General features: G+C 62.2%; 16 protein-coding genes and 1 pseudogene. 4 read left to right on the plus strand and 13 right to left on the minus strand.

The genetic code is table 11. The features are described 5' to 3' along the window. The 6 genes from ABSE61_RS20040 to ABSE61_RS20065 form a co-directional block, all read right to left on the minus strand. A partial coding sequence (locus ABSE61_RS20040) for a transposase (protein ID WP_423872938.1) occupies positions 1 to 115 on the minus strand: 115 nt, incomplete at its 3' end. Between the two features lie 95 nt (positions 116 to 210). After that, on the minus strand, positions 211 to 1173 hold the full coding sequence (locus tag ABSE61_RS20045; RefSeq protein WP_423872871.1) for a small ribosomal subunit Rsm22 family protein: 963 nt from the start codon (positions 1171 to 1173) through the stop codon (positions 211 to 213). Then, complete coding sequence (smc, locus tag ABSE61_RS20050) at positions 1170 to 4634, minus strand: chromosome segregation protein SMC (protein ID WP_423872872.1); 3465 nt, start codon at positions 4632 to 4634, stop codon at positions 1170 to 1172. The genes ABSE61_RS20045 and smc overlap by 4 nt, the downstream gene beginning before the upstream one ends. A gap of 240 nt (positions 4635 to 4874) precedes the next feature. Further along, a complete protein-coding gene (locus ABSE61_RS20055; protein ID WP_423872873.1) occupies positions 4875 to 5531 on the minus strand; it encodes a DsbA family protein in 657 nt (218 codons plus the stop codon). Positions 5532 to 5625: 94 nt separating this feature from the next. Further along, complete coding sequence (locus ABSE61_RS20060) at positions 5626 to 6282, minus strand: DsbA family protein (protein ID WP_423872874.1); 657 nt, start codon at positions 6280 to 6282, stop codon at positions 5626 to 5628. A 123-nt stretch (positions 6283 to 6405) separates the two neighbouring features. Further along, on the minus strand, positions 6406 to 6885 hold the full coding sequence (locus tag ABSE61_RS20065) for a DUF721 domain-containing protein (RefSeq protein ID WP_423872875.1): 480 nt from the start codon (positions 6883 to 6885) through the stop codon (positions 6406 to 6408). A gap of 134 nt (positions 6886 to 7019) precedes the next feature. Here ABSE61_RS20065 and ABSE61_RS20070 point away from each other — a divergent pair, with 134 nt between their 5' ends. Further along, complete coding sequence (locus ABSE61_RS20070) at positions 7020 to 8138, plus strand: A/G-specific adenine glycosylase (RefSeq protein WP_423872876.1); 1119 nt, start codon at positions 7020 to 7022, stop codon at positions 8136 to 8138. A 60-nt stretch (positions 8139 to 8198) separates the two neighbouring features. After that, the gene (locus tag ABSE61_RS20075) at positions 8199 to 8675 is read left to right on the plus strand and encodes a PaaI family thioesterase (RefSeq protein WP_423872877.1); all 477 of its coding nucleotides are present in this window, start codon (positions 8199 to 8201) and stop codon (positions 8673 to 8675) included. On the opposite strand, the gene ABSE61_RS20080 is transcribed toward ABSE61_RS20075, so the two are convergent. Together ABSE61_RS20080 and ABSE61_RS20085 are read right to left on the minus strand one after the other, a co-directional pair. Next, a complete protein-coding gene (locus ABSE61_RS20080; RefSeq protein ID WP_423872878.1) occupies positions 8614 to 9903 on the minus strand; it encodes a flavin-dependent oxidoreductase in 1290 nt (429 codons plus the stop codon). The genes ABSE61_RS20075 and ABSE61_RS20080 overlap by 62 nt on opposite strands. A gap of 106 nt (positions 9904 to 10009) precedes the next feature. After that, complete coding sequence (locus ABSE61_RS20085) at positions 10010 to 10933, minus strand: LysR family transcriptional regulator (RefSeq protein ID WP_423872939.1); 924 nt, start codon at positions 10931 to 10933, stop codon at positions 10010 to 10012. Between the two features lie 92 nt (positions 10934 to 11025). Here ABSE61_RS20085 and ABSE61_RS20090 point away from each other — a divergent pair, with 92 nt between their 5' ends. Together ABSE61_RS20090 and ABSE61_RS20095 are read left to right on the plus strand one after the other, a co-directional pair. Further along, positions 11026 to 11472 (plus strand): nuclear transport factor 2 family protein, encoded by a 447-nt coding sequence (locus tag ABSE61_RS20090; protein WP_423872879.1) that lies wholly within the window; start codon positions 11026 to 11028, stop codon positions 11470 to 11472. Between the two features lie 140 nt (positions 11473 to 11612). Further along, positions 11613 to 12032 (plus strand): RidA family protein, encoded by a 420-nt coding sequence (locus tag ABSE61_RS20095; protein ID WP_423872880.1) that lies wholly within the window; start codon positions 11613 to 11615, stop codon positions 12030 to 12032. Between the two features lie 52 nt (positions 12033 to 12084). Here ABSE61_RS20095 and ABSE61_RS20100 read toward each other — a convergent pair whose 3' ends face one another. The 5 genes and pseudogenes from ABSE61_RS20100 to ABSE61_RS20120 all read right to left on the minus strand — a co-directional run. Continuing rightward, positions 12085 to 12771 (minus strand): glutathione S-transferase family protein, encoded by a 687-nt coding sequence (locus tag ABSE61_RS20100; RefSeq protein WP_423872881.1) that lies wholly within the window; start codon positions 12769 to 12771, stop codon positions 12085 to 12087. A gap of 221 nt (positions 12772 to 12992) precedes the next feature. Beyond that, positions 12993 to 14726 carry an adenylate/guanylate cyclase domain-containing protein gene (locus tag ABSE61_RS20105; protein WP_423872882.1) on the minus strand — a complete coding sequence of 578 codons (1734 nt, stop codon included), beginning with the start codon at positions 14724 to 14726 and terminating at the stop codon, positions 12993 to 12995. Positions 14727 to 15020: 294 nt separating this feature from the next. Then, on the minus strand, positions 15021 to 17072 hold the full coding sequence (locus tag ABSE61_RS20110) for a putative bifunctional diguanylate cyclase/phosphodiesterase (protein WP_423872883.1): 2052 nt from the start codon (positions 17070 to 17072) through the stop codon (positions 15021 to 15023). 81 nt (positions 17073 to 17153) lie between these two features. Beyond that, positions 17154 to 17228: a hypothetical protein gene (locus tag ABSE61_RS20115; protein WP_423872940.1), complete on the minus strand. Its 75-nt coding sequence runs from the start codon at positions 17226 to 17228 to the stop codon at positions 17154 to 17156. Between the two features lie 109 nt (positions 17229 to 17337). Then, positions 17338 to 17742, minus strand: a pseudogene (locus ABSE61_RS20120) (PAS domain S-box protein); the annotation flags it as partial. Positions 17743 to 17854 lie beyond the last annotated feature (112 nt).

Genomic DNA, 17854 nt, shown 5'->3' on the forward strand with positions numbered 1-17854 from the left:
GTGGACGCCCGAGCGCTGAAGCAGGTGGCAGAAGCGGCTCCATCACGAACCACTCTGCATCGGTCGTATCGCTTTCATATCGCAAGCCATCGCGCCTATAATGTCGGCGAGTGATTTCAGTCTAGGCCATCGTGCTCTCCCTCGAATCTTTGCAAATCCGAAGGAATCACAACTGGCTGAAATCACTCAGCTTCTTTTTCAGTCCGGCTCTTAATCGAAAAGGGCTTCGCCCCAACGCCAGCGCCGGGCTTTGGCATAGGCGGCCTTGTCGCGGCGCGGCACTTTCGTGAAGCTCACGCCGCCGGCCGTGCACAGCTTGGCCGATACCTCGACTTTGCTGAGCACGGGCGGCGCCAGCACACGGGAGAACGCCTTGGCTATGGGGTCACGTGTCAGCACGACGTAGCTGAATTTCTCGTCCTCGAAAGGAAGCTCGGCTCCCTTGGCTTGAATATGCGCGCGTAGCCGCGGCAATCGCTGGGTGAAGTGGCACCAGTCGGGCGCCGAAAGCGGGCATGCGCGATCATGCGGGCAGGGGGCGGCGACATGGGCGCCGGCCACGATCAGTTGCGCACGAAGCTCGATGATCCGCTCATAGCCGGCCGGTGTGCCCGGCTCAACCACCAGCAACGTATCTCGGGTTTTGGCCCACAAGCGCTCGGCCAGTGTGCGCCGTTCGGCACCGACTTCGCCGATCAGATAACTGGCGATGACGAGATCGGCGGGCTCGGCCTCATCGAGCGCATGCGCGTCGCGACGGCAGGTCATCGCGGCGAGCCGTGCATGCTCGCGGCCAAGCTCCAGCGCCAGCGTCTGAAGAGCGGCGTTGATATCGAGCAGCGCGAAGTTTTGCAGCGAAGAGAATGTTTCGGCCGCCGCCCAGCTCGCCGTGCCCGGACCCGCGCCGACATCGAGCAGTTTTTTGGGCGCGAAGTCCGCTCTCACTTCCAGAAGCGCGTTCAGGCAGGCGGTGACCGCGGCATAGGTGGCGGGCATCCGCACCAGCGCGTAGGCCAGCGCATCCGCTTCTGAGGCGATGACCCGGGAATTGCCACTGTTGCGATAGGTTTTTGAAATTTGCGTCGCGCGCGCGGCGATGTCGTCGCGCGCACGGCCATGCAGCTTGGCCTCCAGCGCGACTTTCAGGCCGGCGGGAAGCTCGGGCGCGCTCACGCCACGTGCTGATCGAGAATTTTAACGGCCTCGTCCAGCGCAACCGAGACGAGCTGCGACACGCCGCGTTCCGCCATGGTGACGCCGAACAGACGATTCATCCGCGCCATGGTGATCGGATTGTGCGTGATGATGATGAAGCGCGTTTCGGTGGTCGAGGTCATTTCATGCAGCAGGTTACAGAAGCGCTCGACGTTGTGATCGTCGAGCGGCGCGTCGACTTCGTCCAGCACACAGATCGGCGACGGATTGGTGAGGAACACCGCAAAAATCAGCGCCAGCGCCGTCAGCGCCTGCTCGCCGCCCGACAGCAGTGAGAGCGTTTGCGGCTTCTTGCCGGGCGGTTTTGCGATGATCTCAAGGCCGGCTTCCAGCGGATCGTCGCTTTCGATCAGGTGCAGGGCTGCCTCGCCGCCGCCGAACAGTTCGACGAACAGGCGCTTGAAATGGCTGTTGACCGTCTCAAAGGAGGCGAGCAGGCGCTCCCGCGCTTCGCGGTTGAGACTCTGGATGCCCTGGCGCAGCCGCTTGATCGCTTCCACCAGATCGTCGCGTTCAGTGGCGAGCGTCGTGTGTTGCGCCTCGACCTCGCGCAGCTCTTCCTCGGCGCGCAGATTGACCGCACCGAGCCGATCGCGGTCGCGCCGCAGCTTTTCGAGATTTTCCTCGATCTCGGTCAAAGGCGGTAATTCCGCGCCGGGCTCGATTTCGGCAAGGCCTGCAACCGCCTGCGGCTCGGTCTCCAGCATGTCGTGGATTTCACGCTCGATATCGACCAGGCGGCGTTTGGCGCTGTCCATGCGTTCTTCGGCGCGGGCGCAGGCCTCGCGGGCGCTCGAAAGCGCCTCAAGTGAGACCTTGGCGGCGCGGTCGGTCTCGGCCATGACGTTCTCGGCGGCAGCCAGCGCATCGGCGGCGACGCGGCGGGCGGTCTCGGCCGACTCGATTTCGTTGATCAGCGCGCGGCGCTTTTCCGCAAAGATCGCCGGCGCATTTTCAAGTTCGGCGCGCTCGACCTTGACCTCGTTGACACGGGTTTCGATCGTTTCCACTTGCGAGGTGGCGCTGGCCTTGCGGCTTTGCCAATCGCTGCGTTCGGCGGTGATCGCCTGAAGCCGGCGGTCGGCGAGTTCGGCTTCACGTGCGAGGGCCTGGGCCTCGGCGCGCACTTGGGCTGCCACGCGGCGGCAGCCGTCGATGCCGGCTTTGACTTCCGCCAACCGGGCTTCGGTGGGTGCGCTTGGCGGCAATTCGTCGAGTGCCGCGTTCGCGCTCTCATGGGCGCCGTGCGCCTCGTCGCGGTCGGCGGCAAGGCGGGTGCGGACTTCGGTCAGCGCGGACTTGCGGGCAGCGTGACGGTTGATTTCGCGTTCGGTCGTCGCATGCCGTTCGCGCGCGCTATCTGCCTCGCGCTGCGCGGCACGCGCCGCCTCGCGCGCAGCGGTCTCGGCGGTGGCCGCAGCCTTCAACTCGGCTTCGGCGGTCTCAAGGGCCTGCCGCTTGGCGGCGGCATCGGTGCGCGCCTGCTCCAGCTCATTTTCAATGTCGACGAGGCGCGCGCGCTCGGCGAGACGCCGCGCCGCGCCGGTCGGCGCATGGGCCGCCGCCACAAAGCCGTCCCAGCGCCAGACATCGCCCTCCAGCGACACCAGCCGCTGGCCGGTCCTGAGCTGCGAGACGAGTTCGGCGCCGCGTTCGCGCGCCACGACGCCGATCTGGGCGAGGCGACGCTTGAGTTCGACCGGGGCCTGCACGTGGGCGCCGAGCGCCTCCACGCCCTCGGGCAAAGCGGGATCGCCTTCGGTGGCCTCGACATAGGTCCAGCGCATCGGCGCAGATGGATCGACCGGCGCATCGAGATCGTCGCTGAGCGCAGCGCCGATCGCCTTTTCATAGCCTTTGGCAACCGTGATGCCGTCGATGATCGGCGGCCACAGGTTTTTGGTCTCGCCATTGACGATCTTTGAAATGGTCCGCGCTTCGGTCTCGAGCCGTTGCACGCGCCTGTCGGCTTCATTGAGCGGCGCACGCGCCGCTTCCAGCTTCGCGCGGGTGGCGACATGGCCGGATTCAGCCGTTTGCACGGCGCTCTCGGAACTTTCGCGATTTTGCTGGCTGGTTTCCACCACCGCGGCGAGTGCCGCCAGGTCGCCGAGTGCGCCGGTTTCCTGGGCAAGCTTCTCCTCGTCGCGCTCGACATTGGCGATGTCCTGATCGAGCCGCGCCAGCCGATCGCGATGGGTGCGCACATTGCCTTCGAACTGACTGCGCTTGGCGGTGAGGTCGGCGAGCGCGGTGGTGAGTTCGCCGAACAGACGCTCGGCGGATGAAAGCGTGGCTTCGGCTTCGGATACCCGCTCGTCGACGCCGCTGCGCTTTTCGACGCGCGATTTGATTTCTTCCTTCAGCTCGGTATCTTCGGTGTCGAGCCTGAGGAGCGCCGCGTCGGCATCAGCGGTCTGCTGTTGCTCACGCGCGATATCGGCGGAGAACTGCGTCAGCCGGCGGTCGAGTTCGGCGACGCGTTCCTGCGCGCGGGTCTCTTCGCGGTCAAGCGTCTCGCGGGCGTTGGTTAGGCGTTGAAGTCCAGCGGCGGCGCCGGCCTCGGCCTCGCGTAGCGCCGGCAGTTCCGAAGCGCGGATCGCCTGGATCCGGGCGGCTTCCGCCTGTTCGCGGGTCCGCTCCGCCATCTCGCGGACCGCGAGATCGTGGATATGGGTGGTCTCCGATACGCCGGCCTGCGCTTCGATCCAGCGCAGGTGATAGAGCAGGGCCTCGGCCTTTCGCACCTTGGCGGCGACCTCGCGATAACGGATGGCCTGGCGGGCCTGTTTCTTCAGACCGTCGATCTGCCCCGCCAACTGCCCGATCACGTCCTCGACACGGGTAAGGTTGGTCTCGGCAGCCTTCAGCCGCAGCTCAGCCTCGTGGCGACGGGCATGAAGTCCGGCGACGCCGGCGGCATCTTCGAGCACCCGGCGGCGCTGTTCGGGTTTGGCCTGAATGATCTCGCCGATCTTGCCCTGGTGGACCAGCGCCGGCGAACGTGCGCCGGTCGCGGCGTCGGCGAACAACAGTTGCACGTCGCGCGCGCGCACGTCGCGGCCATTGATGCGGTAGACCGAACCAGCCTCGCGTTCGATGCGACGGGAGATCTCAAGAGACTGGCTGTCGTTGAGCGCCGCGGGCGCCGTGCGTTCCGAATTGTCGATCGTCATCGCCACTTCGGCGTGGTTGCGTGCGGGGCGGTTGCCGGAGCCCGCGAAAATCACCGCATCCATATCGGCGGCGCGCAGCGATTTGTGCGAGGTCTCGCCCATCGCCCAGCGCAACGCTTCCACCAGATTGGATTTGCCGCAGCCGTTCGGACCGACGACGCCGGTGAGACCCGGCTCGATGATGAAGTCGGTGGGTTCGACGAACGACTTGAAACCGTGAAGGCGAAGGCGGGTCAGCTTCATAGGCACAGATTCTCTGTTGGCAGGGCGCGAATCTCCCTGCCTGGACAATACCATAGAAGGCAATGTCGGTGTGTAGGATGAGTCGCTTTCAGCGGCTCTTGAGATGCGGACAATGGCGAGGAGGGTAGGCGAGGGCAACCGGTGGGGAGGCTTTTCCCAAGGGAATTAAAAAGGAAATACGAGGGAATTATCCCAAGATTTATCGTGATTTGAGGCCCGTTTCAGTTTCCGTTTAACCGCTCAATTCTTGAGCAGCGCCTTGATCCGCCTGTCGAATTCCTCAAACGGGGTTTCGCCTACGATCTTGTCGCCGTTGATAAGGAATGTCGGTGTCGCATTGATACCCAGTTTGGCGGTGGCAAAGGTGCGCTCGGCAACGATCTTGTTGAACAGCACGTCGTCCTTCAGACAGGCTCCGACCTGCTCCTCGTCGAGACCGGTTTGCTTGCCGACCAGATTGAGCGTTTCGCGAGGTTTCGTCACCTTCGCCCATGGCTGTCTGAACAGCAGATCGGTCACCGCGAAGTATTTTTCGGAATCTCCTTTGGCGATGCAGCGTGACAAAACGCTGGAAGCTGCCGCAACGGGGTCGAGCGGAAATTCATGGAACACGTAACGGATCTTGCCGGTGTCGATATAGGCCGCCCTGATCTTCGGGAATACGTTTTCATTGAACGCCGCACAATGTGGGCAGGTGATCGATGCATATTCGGTCATCGTGACAGCCGCATCGGCCGGCCCGAGCGCGACTTCCGGCAATGACACAGGCTCGGCGACGTTATCGGTCGTGCCCGTAGCCAAGACCTCGGTGATCAGACGAAATGGCGAGAGTCCGATCAAGGCGGCGACGCCGGTCCATGATAGGGCAGCGGTGACGGCGCGACGCGTGATGATCAAGATCGGCTCCCGAGTTGGCGCTTTGGCACGGTGGCCAGCGACGATGTTAGCCGCACTACGCTCAATCGGGAACTGCTGAAGTCAAGCCGATCGCTTAGCTCTTGAGCAGCGCCTTGATCCGCTTGTCGAATTCCTCGAACGAGGTCTCGCCTTTGATCATCTCGCCATTGAGGAAGAAGGTCGGCGTCGAATTCACTTTAAGGGTTTCCGAAGCGTACTTCTGGTCGGCGACGATCTTGTCGAGCAGGGCCTGATCTTTCAGACAGGTTTCGACCTGCTGCTGGCTTAGACCTGCCTGTTTGCCGATCCGCGCCAGCGTCTCGGTGGTGTTCTTCACCACCCAGTCGCTCTGCTGCTTGAACAGGAGGTCGGTGACCGCGAAGTATTTGGCGGGATCGTCCTTGGCGATGCAGCGCGACAGCATCGAGCCCGCCGCCGCCTTGATGTCGAGTGGGAACTCGCGGAACACATACCGGATCTTGTTGGTGTCGATATAGGCGGCCTTGATCTTCGGGAACACGTTTTCGTTGAACGCCGCGCAATGCGGGCAGGTCATCGAGGCGTATTCGGTGATGGTCACGCTGGCATCCTTGGGACCGAGCGCCATGTCGGGCAGCGACTGCGGCTTGGCGACATCGGCGACGCCGTCGGCCAGCGCGTCGGTGATCAGCCGGAACGGCGACAATCCTGCGAGAGCGGCAAGTCCGGTCAGCGACAGGGCGGCGGTAAAGGCGCGGCGCGTGATGATCAAGATCGGCTCCCGAATTGGCGGCTTGGCGTCTCAAAGAGGCTGAATAAGAGATTAGATGGCGCTTCGCTAGCTTGAAACCACAAATGTGGCAATGGCGGGCCGCGGCCACAGTCGGGAATGGGCTCAATTTCGCTTGATTGCGGCTCCCAGCCGCGCCAATGCCGCCCGCAGCGCGTCGTCCTCCACCAAGGAGAGGGTTTGGGCGACCCGTTCGACCTCGTTGGCATCTGACGCAGGCGCGGGGCGCCGCCGTTCCCGGCGCGACAACGGACCCTGCCGCAGCGCCAGCCGGCCGACCGCGCTCCAGCCGAAGAAGCGATTGATGCGCTGGAGGATCACGTCGGACGCGTGCTGGATTTCGAGCGCCATCGGGCCTTCCACCCGCAGCACCAGCGTTGCCGGTTCCGTAGCCTGGCCTTCCACGGGCCTCGGCCACTGCAGCTTCAGCGGTTCGCAATGGGCCGATAGTTCAGGACCAATGATTTCGGCCCAGCGTGTGACGAGTTCGCGGCCGGCAAAGCCCTGCTTGGCATAGGCGTCGGAAAACACGTCCCTGAGCAGCAGGGATAACGGTTTTGCGAAGATCGGACCGGGCTTGGCCATGAGGCCTTATATACCAATTACACGCTGCTGGCCGGCCATCCACGTCTTGGACAGGCAGAAGAAAAACGTGGATGCCCGCGACAAGCGCGGGCATGACGTGGAGAAACTGTCAGCTCCGTACTAAGGATGTTGGCATGAAATCCTCCGCTTTGGCGAAAAAAGCAGGACTGGAAGAGGCCGGCTCATCGACCGCGCGCCCGGCGCTGCTTCTCGAGTGGTACGATGGGCATCGAAGGGTGCTGCCGTGGCGGCCGCCGGCGGGCCAACGGGCGGACCCCTATGCCGTGTGGCTGTCGGAAATCATGCTGCAGCAGACCGGGGTCAAAACGGTCGGGCCTTATTTTGAAAAGTTTCTGGCGCGCTGGCCCGATGTCACGTCGCTCGGCCGCGCCTCGCTCGACGATGTCTTGAGGATGTGGGCGGGCCTTGGTTATTACTCGCGGGCGCGCAACCTGCATGCCTGCGCGGTTGCGGTGCTGCGCGATCATGACGGCGCGTTCCCCGATACCGAAGAAGGTTTGCGGTCGTTGCCCGGCATCGGGCCCTATACCGCAGCGGCCATCGCCGCGATTGCGTTCGATCGCCGGACCATGCCAGTCGATGGCAATATCGAGCGTGTGGTGTCGCGGCTCTTTGCGGTCGAAGAAACGCTGCCGCGGGCGAAGCCCGTCATTCAAAAACTGGCGGCGACACTGCTCGGCGGCTCTAGCACCGACGAGAAGTCTCGTGCCGGCGATAGTGCACAGGCGCTGATGGATCTCGGCGCCTCGATCTGCACGCCGAAGCACCCGGCGTGCAGCCTGTGTCCGCTCTCTGATGCCTGCGCGGCGCGTCAGCGCGGCGGTCAGGAGAGCTTTCCGCGCAAGCTTTCGAAGAAGTCAGGCGAACTTCGCCGAGGTGCTGCCTTTGTCGTCACGCGCGGCGCCGAGTTGCTGGTTCGCAGCCGCCCCGAAAAAGGATTGCTCGGCGGCATGACCGAAGTGCCGGGTTCGGATTGGCGCGTCGCTCAAGATGACGAAGACGCATTGAAACAGGCGCCCCAACTCAGCGGTGTGACGCGCTGGCATCGCAAGGTGGGCGTGGTCACCCACGTCTTCACGCATTTTCCACTCGAGCTTGTGGTCTATACCGCCCACGTGCCGGCGCGGACCCGCGCGCCGAAAGACATGCGTTGGGTGCCGATCGCCACGCTTGGTGGCGAAGCGCTGCCGAATGTGATGCGCAAGGTGATCGCGCACGGGATTGGTAGCTGACGTTGCTGACACCACGCTGGCAGCAGGCGTCAGTTAAGTAGCCTCCGATGGAGGCTCACGATGCTCAAAACGGCGCTCGACGATATTCCCGCTTCGGCCTCTGCCAAATTGCTTGGCTGGCGGCTGCTCGATGCCCGGCCGTGGGACGGCTGGCTGAAGGTCGGTTTCGATGGGAGGCCTGAGTTTTGCAACCCGGCTGGCTTTATCCAGGGCGGCATTCTTTCGGCCATGCTGGACGACAGCATGGGACCGGCGGTCTTTGTGACGAGCGATGGCAGGTTCTATGCGACCACCATCAGCCTGACCGTCAACTTCATCGCGCCCGCCAGGCCCGGGCCGCTGATCGTGGAGGCCCAAGTCATCCAGATTGGAAAAAGCATCGCCTTCATGGAAGGCAAGCTGATCGCCAATGACGGCACCGTGCTCGCGACCGCCAGCACGACCGCACGCTTGATCGAGGCGGCCAAAGCCCTCGCTAAAGGGCCGCTTCGCGGGGAGGCAGCTTTATCTGCTGCAAAATCGGCGGTTTGGCGTTGAGGCCTTCGACCTGAAAGCCCGCGACGCGCTTGTAGTTGGCTGCGATCTCTTCCAGTTCTTGCCGTGACAGCACGTCGGTGACCTCGTCGAAACCGTCCGGCGCGCGCTCCTCGACCAGTTGCATCACCTGCTCGGGTCCGTTGCGGCGATTGAGCAGGACAAGATCGGTGGTCGCGGGCCGGCGCTCGGCCTCATAGGCTTTCAGCGCCGCGCCGGTTGGGCCATGCGTTTGAATCTCCCGGGTCAGAACCCTCGCATCGAGGATGGCCTGCGAGGCGCCGTTGGAGCCGACCGGGTACATCGGATGCGCGGCATCGCCCATCAGGGTGATGCGGCCGAACGTCCATTGCGAAACGGGATCGCGATCGACCAGCGGATATTCGAAGGCGTGCGAACAATCGCGGATCAGGCCCGGGACATCGAGCCAGTCGAATGTCCAGTCGGCAAACCACGGCAGAAATTCTTCGAGCCTGGCGGTCCGGTTGTAATCCTCGCGGCGCCACTGATAGGTCGGCGGCATGTGCCGCTCGGCGATCCAGTTGATCTGGAAGTTGCCGTCGCGGTCGGGATTTTTCGAAATCGGGTAACAGACGAATTTCAGCGTCTCATGGCCGGCCATGATCATCGTGCGGCCGGACAGAAAAGCCTTGGCCGTGGTGACGCCGCGCCAGAGAATGCGTCCGTTCCAGATCGGCAGTCCTTCGTTCGGATAGAATTTCTCCCGCGCGGCGGAATGAATGCCGTCGGCAGCAATCAGAACCGCGCCGTCGTAATCGCCTGCCGGTTTTCCGCTTGTCCTGTCGACGAAGCTCGCCCGAATGCCGTCGGAGGTTTCGGTCCAGCCGCTCAAATGATGACTGGTGAGAATGTTCTCATGCCCCAGCCGTTCGATGGCGGCCTCGAGCAGGATCTGTTGCAGGGTGCCCCGGTGGATCGAGAACTGCGGCCATTTATAACCAGCTTCTAATCCACGTGGTTCGCTCCAGATCGGCTGGCCGCGCTTGGAAAAATAGGCCAGTTCACGCGTGGCGACGCCCGCGGTATCGAGCCGGTCATGCAAGCCAAGCTCGATCAATTCGCGAACGGCGTGCGGAAGCACGTTGATGCCGACGCCAAGCGGCTTTAGCTCAGCCACGCTCTCGAAGACCTTGGCGCGAATGCCGATCTGATGGAGACTGAGCGCCAGCGTCAGGCCGCCGATGCCGCCGCCGGCAATAAGAACCGTCATGTCAGGGTCATCCTCCCGGGGGCGTCATGGCATCAGGGGCGAGCACGGGCAACAGCGAAAAATGGGCCGGTCCGAGGCTCTTAGTATTGCGGTATTGCGCCGCTAATCAAGCCATTCGCGGCTTCGGTCCGCCCAGCTCGCGGCCGGTTTCCAGCATCAGCTTTCGCAGCCAGATCGAGCCGGGATCGAATTGGGCGCGCGTCGGATAGAACATGTGCTGCTCGTCGATGCCGGGATCGAGTGGCGGCGTGACCGTTTTCAACGACAACTGCTTTGTCAGCGCGGCGATCAGGCGGCGCGGCACGAACGCCACGAGGTCGGTGCGCGCGGTCACGTGCAGCGCCTCGATATAACCGGGGACGACGAGCGCGATCCGCCGCTCTATCCCTTTGGTGTGCAGCCAGCGGTCGATCAGGTCTTCGTTGTGGCCGCGGATCACGACCGCGACATGCCGCGCGCCAAGGAAAGCTTCGCGCTTCTTTAGTCCGGTGCCAACCGGATGGTCCTTGCGCACTGCCAACGCGTCGCTGTCGATATAAAGGCGTTGGCGGTGAAAGCCCTTGAAGGCATCGCCGATCGAGATGATGAGGTCGATGGTGCGGGCAAATTCCGCGGTGAAGATCGCCGACCCCCGCCACGGCACCACGTCGATGGTAACGCCGGGGGCCTGCTTCGTTACCTTCTCCATCAGCGGCGGCATCAGGAGCTCGACCGCCAGATCTGGCATCATCAGGCGGAAATGCCGTTCGCTCCGGCTGGCGTCGAATTCGTCCGGCGTGAACAGCCCGCGCACCTGATCGAGCGTCTGCGCCAGCGGACTGCGCAGGGCCTGGGCCCGCGGCGTCAATTCCATCCGCGCGCCGGTACGCACCAGCAGCGGATCGCCGATCACGTCGCGCAGCCGTTGCAGCGCGTGGCTCGCCGCAGGCTGAGACAGGCCGATCCGCATCGCCGCGCGGCTGACGCTGGCCTCCTTGAGCAAGGCGTCGAGCGCGACCAGCAAATTGAGGTCAAGCGAATTCAAATTCATCATATGAATAGATATCATATTTCATATCGATTGGAAGAATGGCGATCGCGCTGCGATGTTTGGCGGAGGATTCCCCAATGAAGGAGGCCACCATGAGCGACGCCGCCAGCAACAAGAAACTGATCGAGCAGATTTTCGCAGCCGCCGGCAATCCCGATCCCGCGGTGCGCGATCGCGCACTGTTTGCCGCCAGCCTCGCCGACGACGCCATCTGGACCGTGACCGGTCAATATTCATGGTCGCGGACCTTCACCGGCAAGCAATCGATCATGAACGACCTTCACGGTCACGTTCGCACACGCCTGGCGGAGCGGACGCGTACGATTGCGCATCGTTTCATTGCCGATGTCGAACATGTGGCCGTGGAGGCCAAGGGTAACAACGTCACGCAGGGAGGCGTGCGCTACGACAACGACTATTGCCTGGTGTTTCGCCTCGAGGGCGGCAAGATCAAGGAGATCAGGGAATATTGCGATTCGGTGCTGACCGAGAAAGCGCTGGGAGAATTTCCGGTTTCAAAAATTCCTGCAGCGATCTGAAGCTAGCTGTTGGATATATTCCGTGTGGCGGACGTCGCCGGTTTTGACAGCACAAAATTCAGCTGTGAAGATGCCGTCACTGATTTACGATATCAGGGTGTGACGCAATCTGGCGTCGCGGAGCCGCACGGAAGACGATGATGTCGAAGCCATCGAAGGAATTCATCAACCCGAAGGCGCTGATTCCACCGGGGCCGGCGGCCTATTCGCATATCGCCAAGGTCAACAGCGGAACGATCGTCTACATTTCCGGTCAGGTACCGAGCGACGCGTTCGGCAAGGTGATCGGCGAGGGGAATTTCGAAGCGCAGGTCGAGCAGGTCTTCGGCAATCTCAAGATTGCGGTCGAAGCCGCCGGCGGTGTCATGGCCGGTATCGTCAAGCTGAACTACTACCTCGCGCCCGAGGTCGAACAGTCCGAGGTGCCGAAGTTGCGCCCGATACGAGACCGTTACATCAAGTTAGAGAAACCGCCGGCCAGCACGTTCGTTGTTGTCAACCGCCTGATGCGGCCGGGCTGGCTGATCGAGATCGAGGCGATTGCCGCGCTCGATGCGTGAAATGAAAACGGCGCCCTCCACTAGAGGGCGCCGTCTCGTCTTGGTGGCCTGATCAGGCGGCCTTAGTCTTGAGGTGGCCGAACATGATGTGGCGGGCTTCTTCGTCCACCTCGGCCTTGAAGGTGAACTTGTCCTTCAGCGCAATGGCGCGCGCGGCCGCCGGACGCGCCGAGACTTCATCGTGCAGGCGCTTGACGTTGGGATATTTGGTGAAGACGTCGTCACCCAGCACGAACGGCGCCATGCGCACCCAGCCCCAGAACGCCATGTCGACGATGGTATAGGTGTCGCCGACCATGTACTTGCTCTTGGCGAGATGATCGTCGAGGATCTTGTAGTGGCGATGGGCTTCGAACTGGTAGCGGTTATGCGCATATTCCAGATCTTTTGGCGCGAAATGCTTGAAATGCACCGCCTGGCCGGAATAGGGGCCGAGGCCGGTCGCAATGAACATCAGCCATGAATAGAGCAGCGCATGGTTCTGCGGCGTGTTGGCGGGCATGAACTTGCCGGTCTTTTCGCCGAGATAGAGCAGGATCGCGTTGCTATCGAACACGAACACGCCGTCATCGTCGATCGCCGGCACCTTGCCGTTCGGATTCACTTTCAGGAATTCCGGCTTGAACTGCTCGCCCTTGCGGGTGTCGACCGGGATGAGTTCGCAAGGCAGGCCGGTTTCTTCCAGAAACAGCGCGACCTTGTTGGGGTTCGGCGCGCCGTTGAAATAGAATTTGAGCATTCAAATCTCCCTTTTCGTTGTTGCCGCAAAATCAGGGACGCGGACTAACGGCCGCGAACAGCCATTTCTTGCGCAAATTTTACCGAAAAGGGCAAGCGAAGAGTTTGTGAGGGATCTCCGGAAGCGGCGAAAACCTCGGCCATGAAGGGCTAACGGTCTGCCAAATTGATTAACCGCCGCACCCAACGCCGGTCCGTTATCGGCCAACACGAGATCCGCGCTTATTTGGACTCCATGCGCCACGAACCATCCCAATTTTCGGGCGGCGGATTTCGTCTCAAGTCGGCAACCCGCGCGAGCAATGCAATCGAAGGGCCGTCGTCGGGCTCAGCCTCGATCGCTGCAGCAAACGCCGCGCGGGCCTCGTCCCAGCGCCGCGCCCGATAGGCTGCCAATCCTGCAGCATAGCGCGCGCATGCCAGCGTCTGCTGTGGCGTAAGGGTGTCTTTCCTGCCCATGACTTCATAGACGGTTTGCGGCTGGCTCTGGCCTACGACCACCACGCGATCGATCTCGCGGATTTCGAAATCGGCCGCGCAAATGTTGGCAGTCGCCTCCGAGATCAGGCAACGGCTGCTGTAGGCTTTGTTGGCAGTCTCCAGCCTGGCGGCCAGGTTCACGGTGTCACCCATCACGGTAAAGCTCATCATGTATTGGGAGCCGATGCTGCCGACCAGGGTCTCGCCCGTTGCGATCCCGATCCTGAGATCGCACTCGGCCGGGATGACGCGCACGCCAAGCAATTCCGGCAGTTCCTTACGCAAGTTCGCGAGGCTACCGATCATGTCGATGGCGGCTGAGCAGGCGCATTTCGCCTGCTCAGCCTCTTCGACAAAGGGCGGACCCCAATAGGCCATGATGCCGTCGCCGATATATTTATCGATAACGCCGCGGGACGCATGGATTGGTTCGGACATGGTCGACAGATAGCGGTTCATGACCTTGACCAGGCCTTGTGGCGTAAAGCCTTCGCTCAGCGCCGTGAAGCCTTTCATGTCGCAGAACATCACCGTCATGACCCGCCGCTGCCCTTCGGCGGCGGCAACTGCGCTTTGGCTGAGCAGGCTCTCGGCAATCCGGGGGTCGATATAGCGGCCGAACGTCTCTCGGACGCGCTGGTTCTGGCGCAACCGCTCGATCATACGGTTGAACGCCGCCGAGAGCTGGCCGATTTCGTCGCGCGTTGTCACGCTGATCGCACCATCGAGCCGCCCGGCCTCGACCTCGCGCGTACCTTCCAGCAGACGCAGAACCGGGCCGGTAATGCCGCTGCCCACCATCATCGCGAACACGAAGCCGAGCACCGCCGCGATGCCCGTCACGACCGCCGACACCCAGATTGTTTGCCGTTGTTCGCGAATGACGGTCGTGGCGCTCGCATGGACCTGGTTCAACATGTCGGCGCGGATGCCATCGATCTTGCGATCGAACTCCGCGCGCAATGCCTCGGCGCCGACGAGCGTCGCTTTGGCTTCATCGAATTTGCCCGTGTCGAACTGCTTTAGCAGGGTCGCGCCCTGTTCGTCCAAGCGCTCTCGGAGATCGCTGATAGCCGTCTCGATGCGGTCGTCGAGACGACCAAGCGCGGCGTTGTCGGAGGGTGTCGACGTATCGTCGATGATGGCGGCGATCTGCTTGCGCGCGGCCTGCGCCTCACCAACAATCTCGGGATCAACGGACTGAAAGATCTTCAGATTCGCCGCGTAGCTGGCCTCGTCCGGCGGGTTCTCCATTTTGGCGATGATCATCTGCCGCGCCGCCACCGCGCGTTCGAGCGCCCTGACATTGACCCGCGTGAGGTTGCCATAGGCCGGGATATAGCGGTTGGTCAGTTCGTCGAGCAGATGGCCGACGCGTGCAGCCATGATCATCGATAGTGCTGAGGTGATCACTGCGAGCACGATCAGCCCGGCGGCGATGCCGACAATCTTCTGCCTGATGGATTTTCGAAACATGTCTTAGTGGTCCGATTCTAACATTCGAATCCTTTCTCGGCGGCCCCATTTGCGAATGTCAGGATCATAGGACCACCAGCAAATATATTCTTCCAGTGGAGTTCGGGATTTGACATTCGCTTTTCCGAACTCGCGGCTAGGCGGGTAGCGAATGTCAAATCCACTCCACCAGGTCCGAACCGGTAAAGACCCAGAATGGCCAACTTTGGTGCCGCGCGAAAGCCGTCTTGGGCTCCAATCCGCGCGATCACGATCTTGATGGGCTGCGCCAAAAACGCAAACTCGAAAATCCATTCAGGTTTTCGATCCGAAGACTACATCCCCGCTGATTGATCCGGCAGCCTGAGCGCCTGAGCGCCGCCGGATGGCTGCGCCGAGATCGAACGGCCGACGCTTCGCAGCATGGCGCTCGCCTGGTTTGGCACTATGGTCAAGCAGCCAGCGTCCGAAGGCAGACGGCGACAGCGCGGGCGCGTAGAGGAATCCCTGAATGACATCGCAGCCGAGCTCGGAGAGCAGATTTCGCTGCCCTTCGATCTCGACGCCTTCGGCGACGACGATGAGCTGCAGGCTCTGCCCGACGCGCACCACGGTGGTCACAATGGCCCGTGCCGCGGGATCGCTCTCGACATAACGCATGAAGCTGCGGTCGATCTTCAATTCGCGAATCGGCAGATGCGCGAGCCGGTTCAGGCTCGAATAACCCGTTCCGAAATCGTCGAGGGACAACCCGATTCCGAGTTTGCGCATCGCGCTCATCGTCTCGATCGCCACCGAGTGTTCGTTCAGGAACACGCTTTCGGTGATTTCGAGCATCAGAATTTTCGGCGGCAAACCGTACTCGCTGAGAATTTCGGCGACGACGGAAGCAAGACCCGGGTTCTGGAAATTGATGGGAGAAAGATTGACCGACACGCAGGGGATGTCGAGGCCCGCGTCACGCCATTGCGCCATTTGCCGGCAGGCTTCGCGAATCGACCACAATCCGATCTGCTCGATCAGCCCGCATTCCTCGGCGAGCGGAATGAACTTGGCCGGCGAAACATCGCCAAGCACCGGATCATGCCAGCGTGCCAGCGCCTCGACGCCATGCAAAGAGCCGTCGCTTGTCCCGATCTGCGGCTGATAGTGCAGCGAGAGGCCGCCACCGGCGAGCGCGGCACGCAGCGCCGCACTATGAGCCAGCCGCTGCTCGGCGAGCCGGTTCATGTCCGCGCTGAAGAAACGATAGGTGGCGCGGCCCGCCTGCTTTGCCTTGTACATGGCGGCATCGGCCTGCTGTATCAACGTATCGAGGTCAGTCGCGTTATCCGGATAGATGCTGATACCCATGCTGACCGAAACCGGCACTTGCCTCGCCCCTAACTTGAGCGGTGGGCTAAGCGCTTCCATGATCCGGTAAGCCACCAGCGAGGCTCCCGCGGCGTCGCGATCCGGCAGCAGAATCACGAATTCGTCGCCGCCGAGACGCCCCAGCACGTCAGCCGGCTGGATCTGCTTATGCAGGCGCTGCGCAAACTCGACCAGCATCTCGTCGCCGGCGGCATGCCCAAGTGAATCGTTGACGTCCTTGAAATTATCGATGTCGAGGAAGGCCAGCGCCACGCTCTTCCCGTCGGCGACCTGCGCGATCGCTTCCGAGATCAGATGCCGCAAGCGCGCACGGTTGGGCAGGCCGGTCAACGTGTCGTAATAAGCGAGCTGCGTGATCTGGGCGCGCGCTTCCTTGCGTTCGATGGCAAGCGCGCCCAGTTGAACGCAGGCCTCGACGATCCTTTCATGCCAGCGCGAGGGGGCGCGGCATTCCCTGAAATAGAACGCGAAGGTTCCGATCACGCGACCGTCCTTGGCCTTGATCGGCGAGGACCAGCACCCGCGCAGGCCCACTTCCAGCGGCCTCGTCTTGTAGGGCTGCCAGCGCGGATCACTGTCGATGTCCATGGCAAGCACCGCCTTGCCGTGATAGGCGGCCGACCCGCAGGAGCCGACATCGGGTCCGATCGCAACCCCGTCCAGCGCCCGGGAATAGTCATCGGGAAGACTCGGACCTCCCAACGGATGAACCAATCCCTCGGCGTCGATATGGAGCAGCGAGGAAACGACGTTAGGCGCAATTTCCTCGACGCGCCGGCAAAGCCGATCGGCAATCTCAGCAATTGGAATTTCGTCGGCAAGCGCCGTCATGATCAATTGCGGCAACGACCATAACTGCCGGCTTTCGGTGATATCGGCCAGGAGCGCGACGATGTACTTGACCTTGCCACGGGCATTGCGGAAGGCTTTGACGTGGGCGGCGAGCCAAATCTCTGCGCCGCCAGAGTCGTAGGCAAGGATTTCCTCGTCCATACCGTTTTCGCTTGCGACGCAGCGCTGCAATCGCTTCAGCGCCCCGCGATCGGTGTGGGGCCCAGCGAGCAGTTCGCCAATCTACCGGCCCTCAGCTTGCTCGATCCTATGGCCGAACATGCCTGTGAAAGTGGCATTGACGTAGACGACCCTCATATTGCGATCGACGATGATCACTGCGCGATTGGATCATCACGTGCAGCGCCAGCCGCTCTCGCAGCTCCAGATCAGGCGTGATGTCGCGCACGAGCGCAATCGTGCGGCGCACCCCGCTGGACATGACATGCGAGAGCGACAGCGTAACGCGCAGACGGTCGCCGTCGGGACGCGTGATCGTGAGTTCGGTCCTGCGGTCTTCGTCGAGGTCGTTGAGGCCGAGCGCGCCGGCGGGCCGACCCAGAATTTCGGCCCGGGCTACTCCCCAAATCCGTTCGGCCGACGCGTTGAAATGACTGACGCGATGATCCTGATCCAGGATCACGACAGCATCATTGGCCTGCTCGAGTGCGGCCAGCAGGACGTCGCAACTTTCCAGGGCAGGTCGGTCGTGCACGGACATCAAGGGTTTGATCCCGCCAAAGCATGATCCGGAAAAGTGCGTTGCGGTTTTCCGAAAGATCATGCGCCAGACAAAGGGGACAGCATTTTCGTGAAAAACGTATCGCCCCATGGGTATTCAAAGGGTTGTGCAACCCGACGTGCCGCGGTGGAAAGTAGATATCGTTAAAAATTCGCTACCAGGAAGCCGGTGGCGGTTCCGCCAACGCGCGACCGGCGTATCC

It is taken from the genome of Bradyrhizobium sp. (assembly GCF_049519115.1).
Taxonomy (GTDB): Bacteria; Pseudomonadota; Alphaproteobacteria; order Rhizobiales; family Xanthobacteraceae; genus Bradyrhizobium.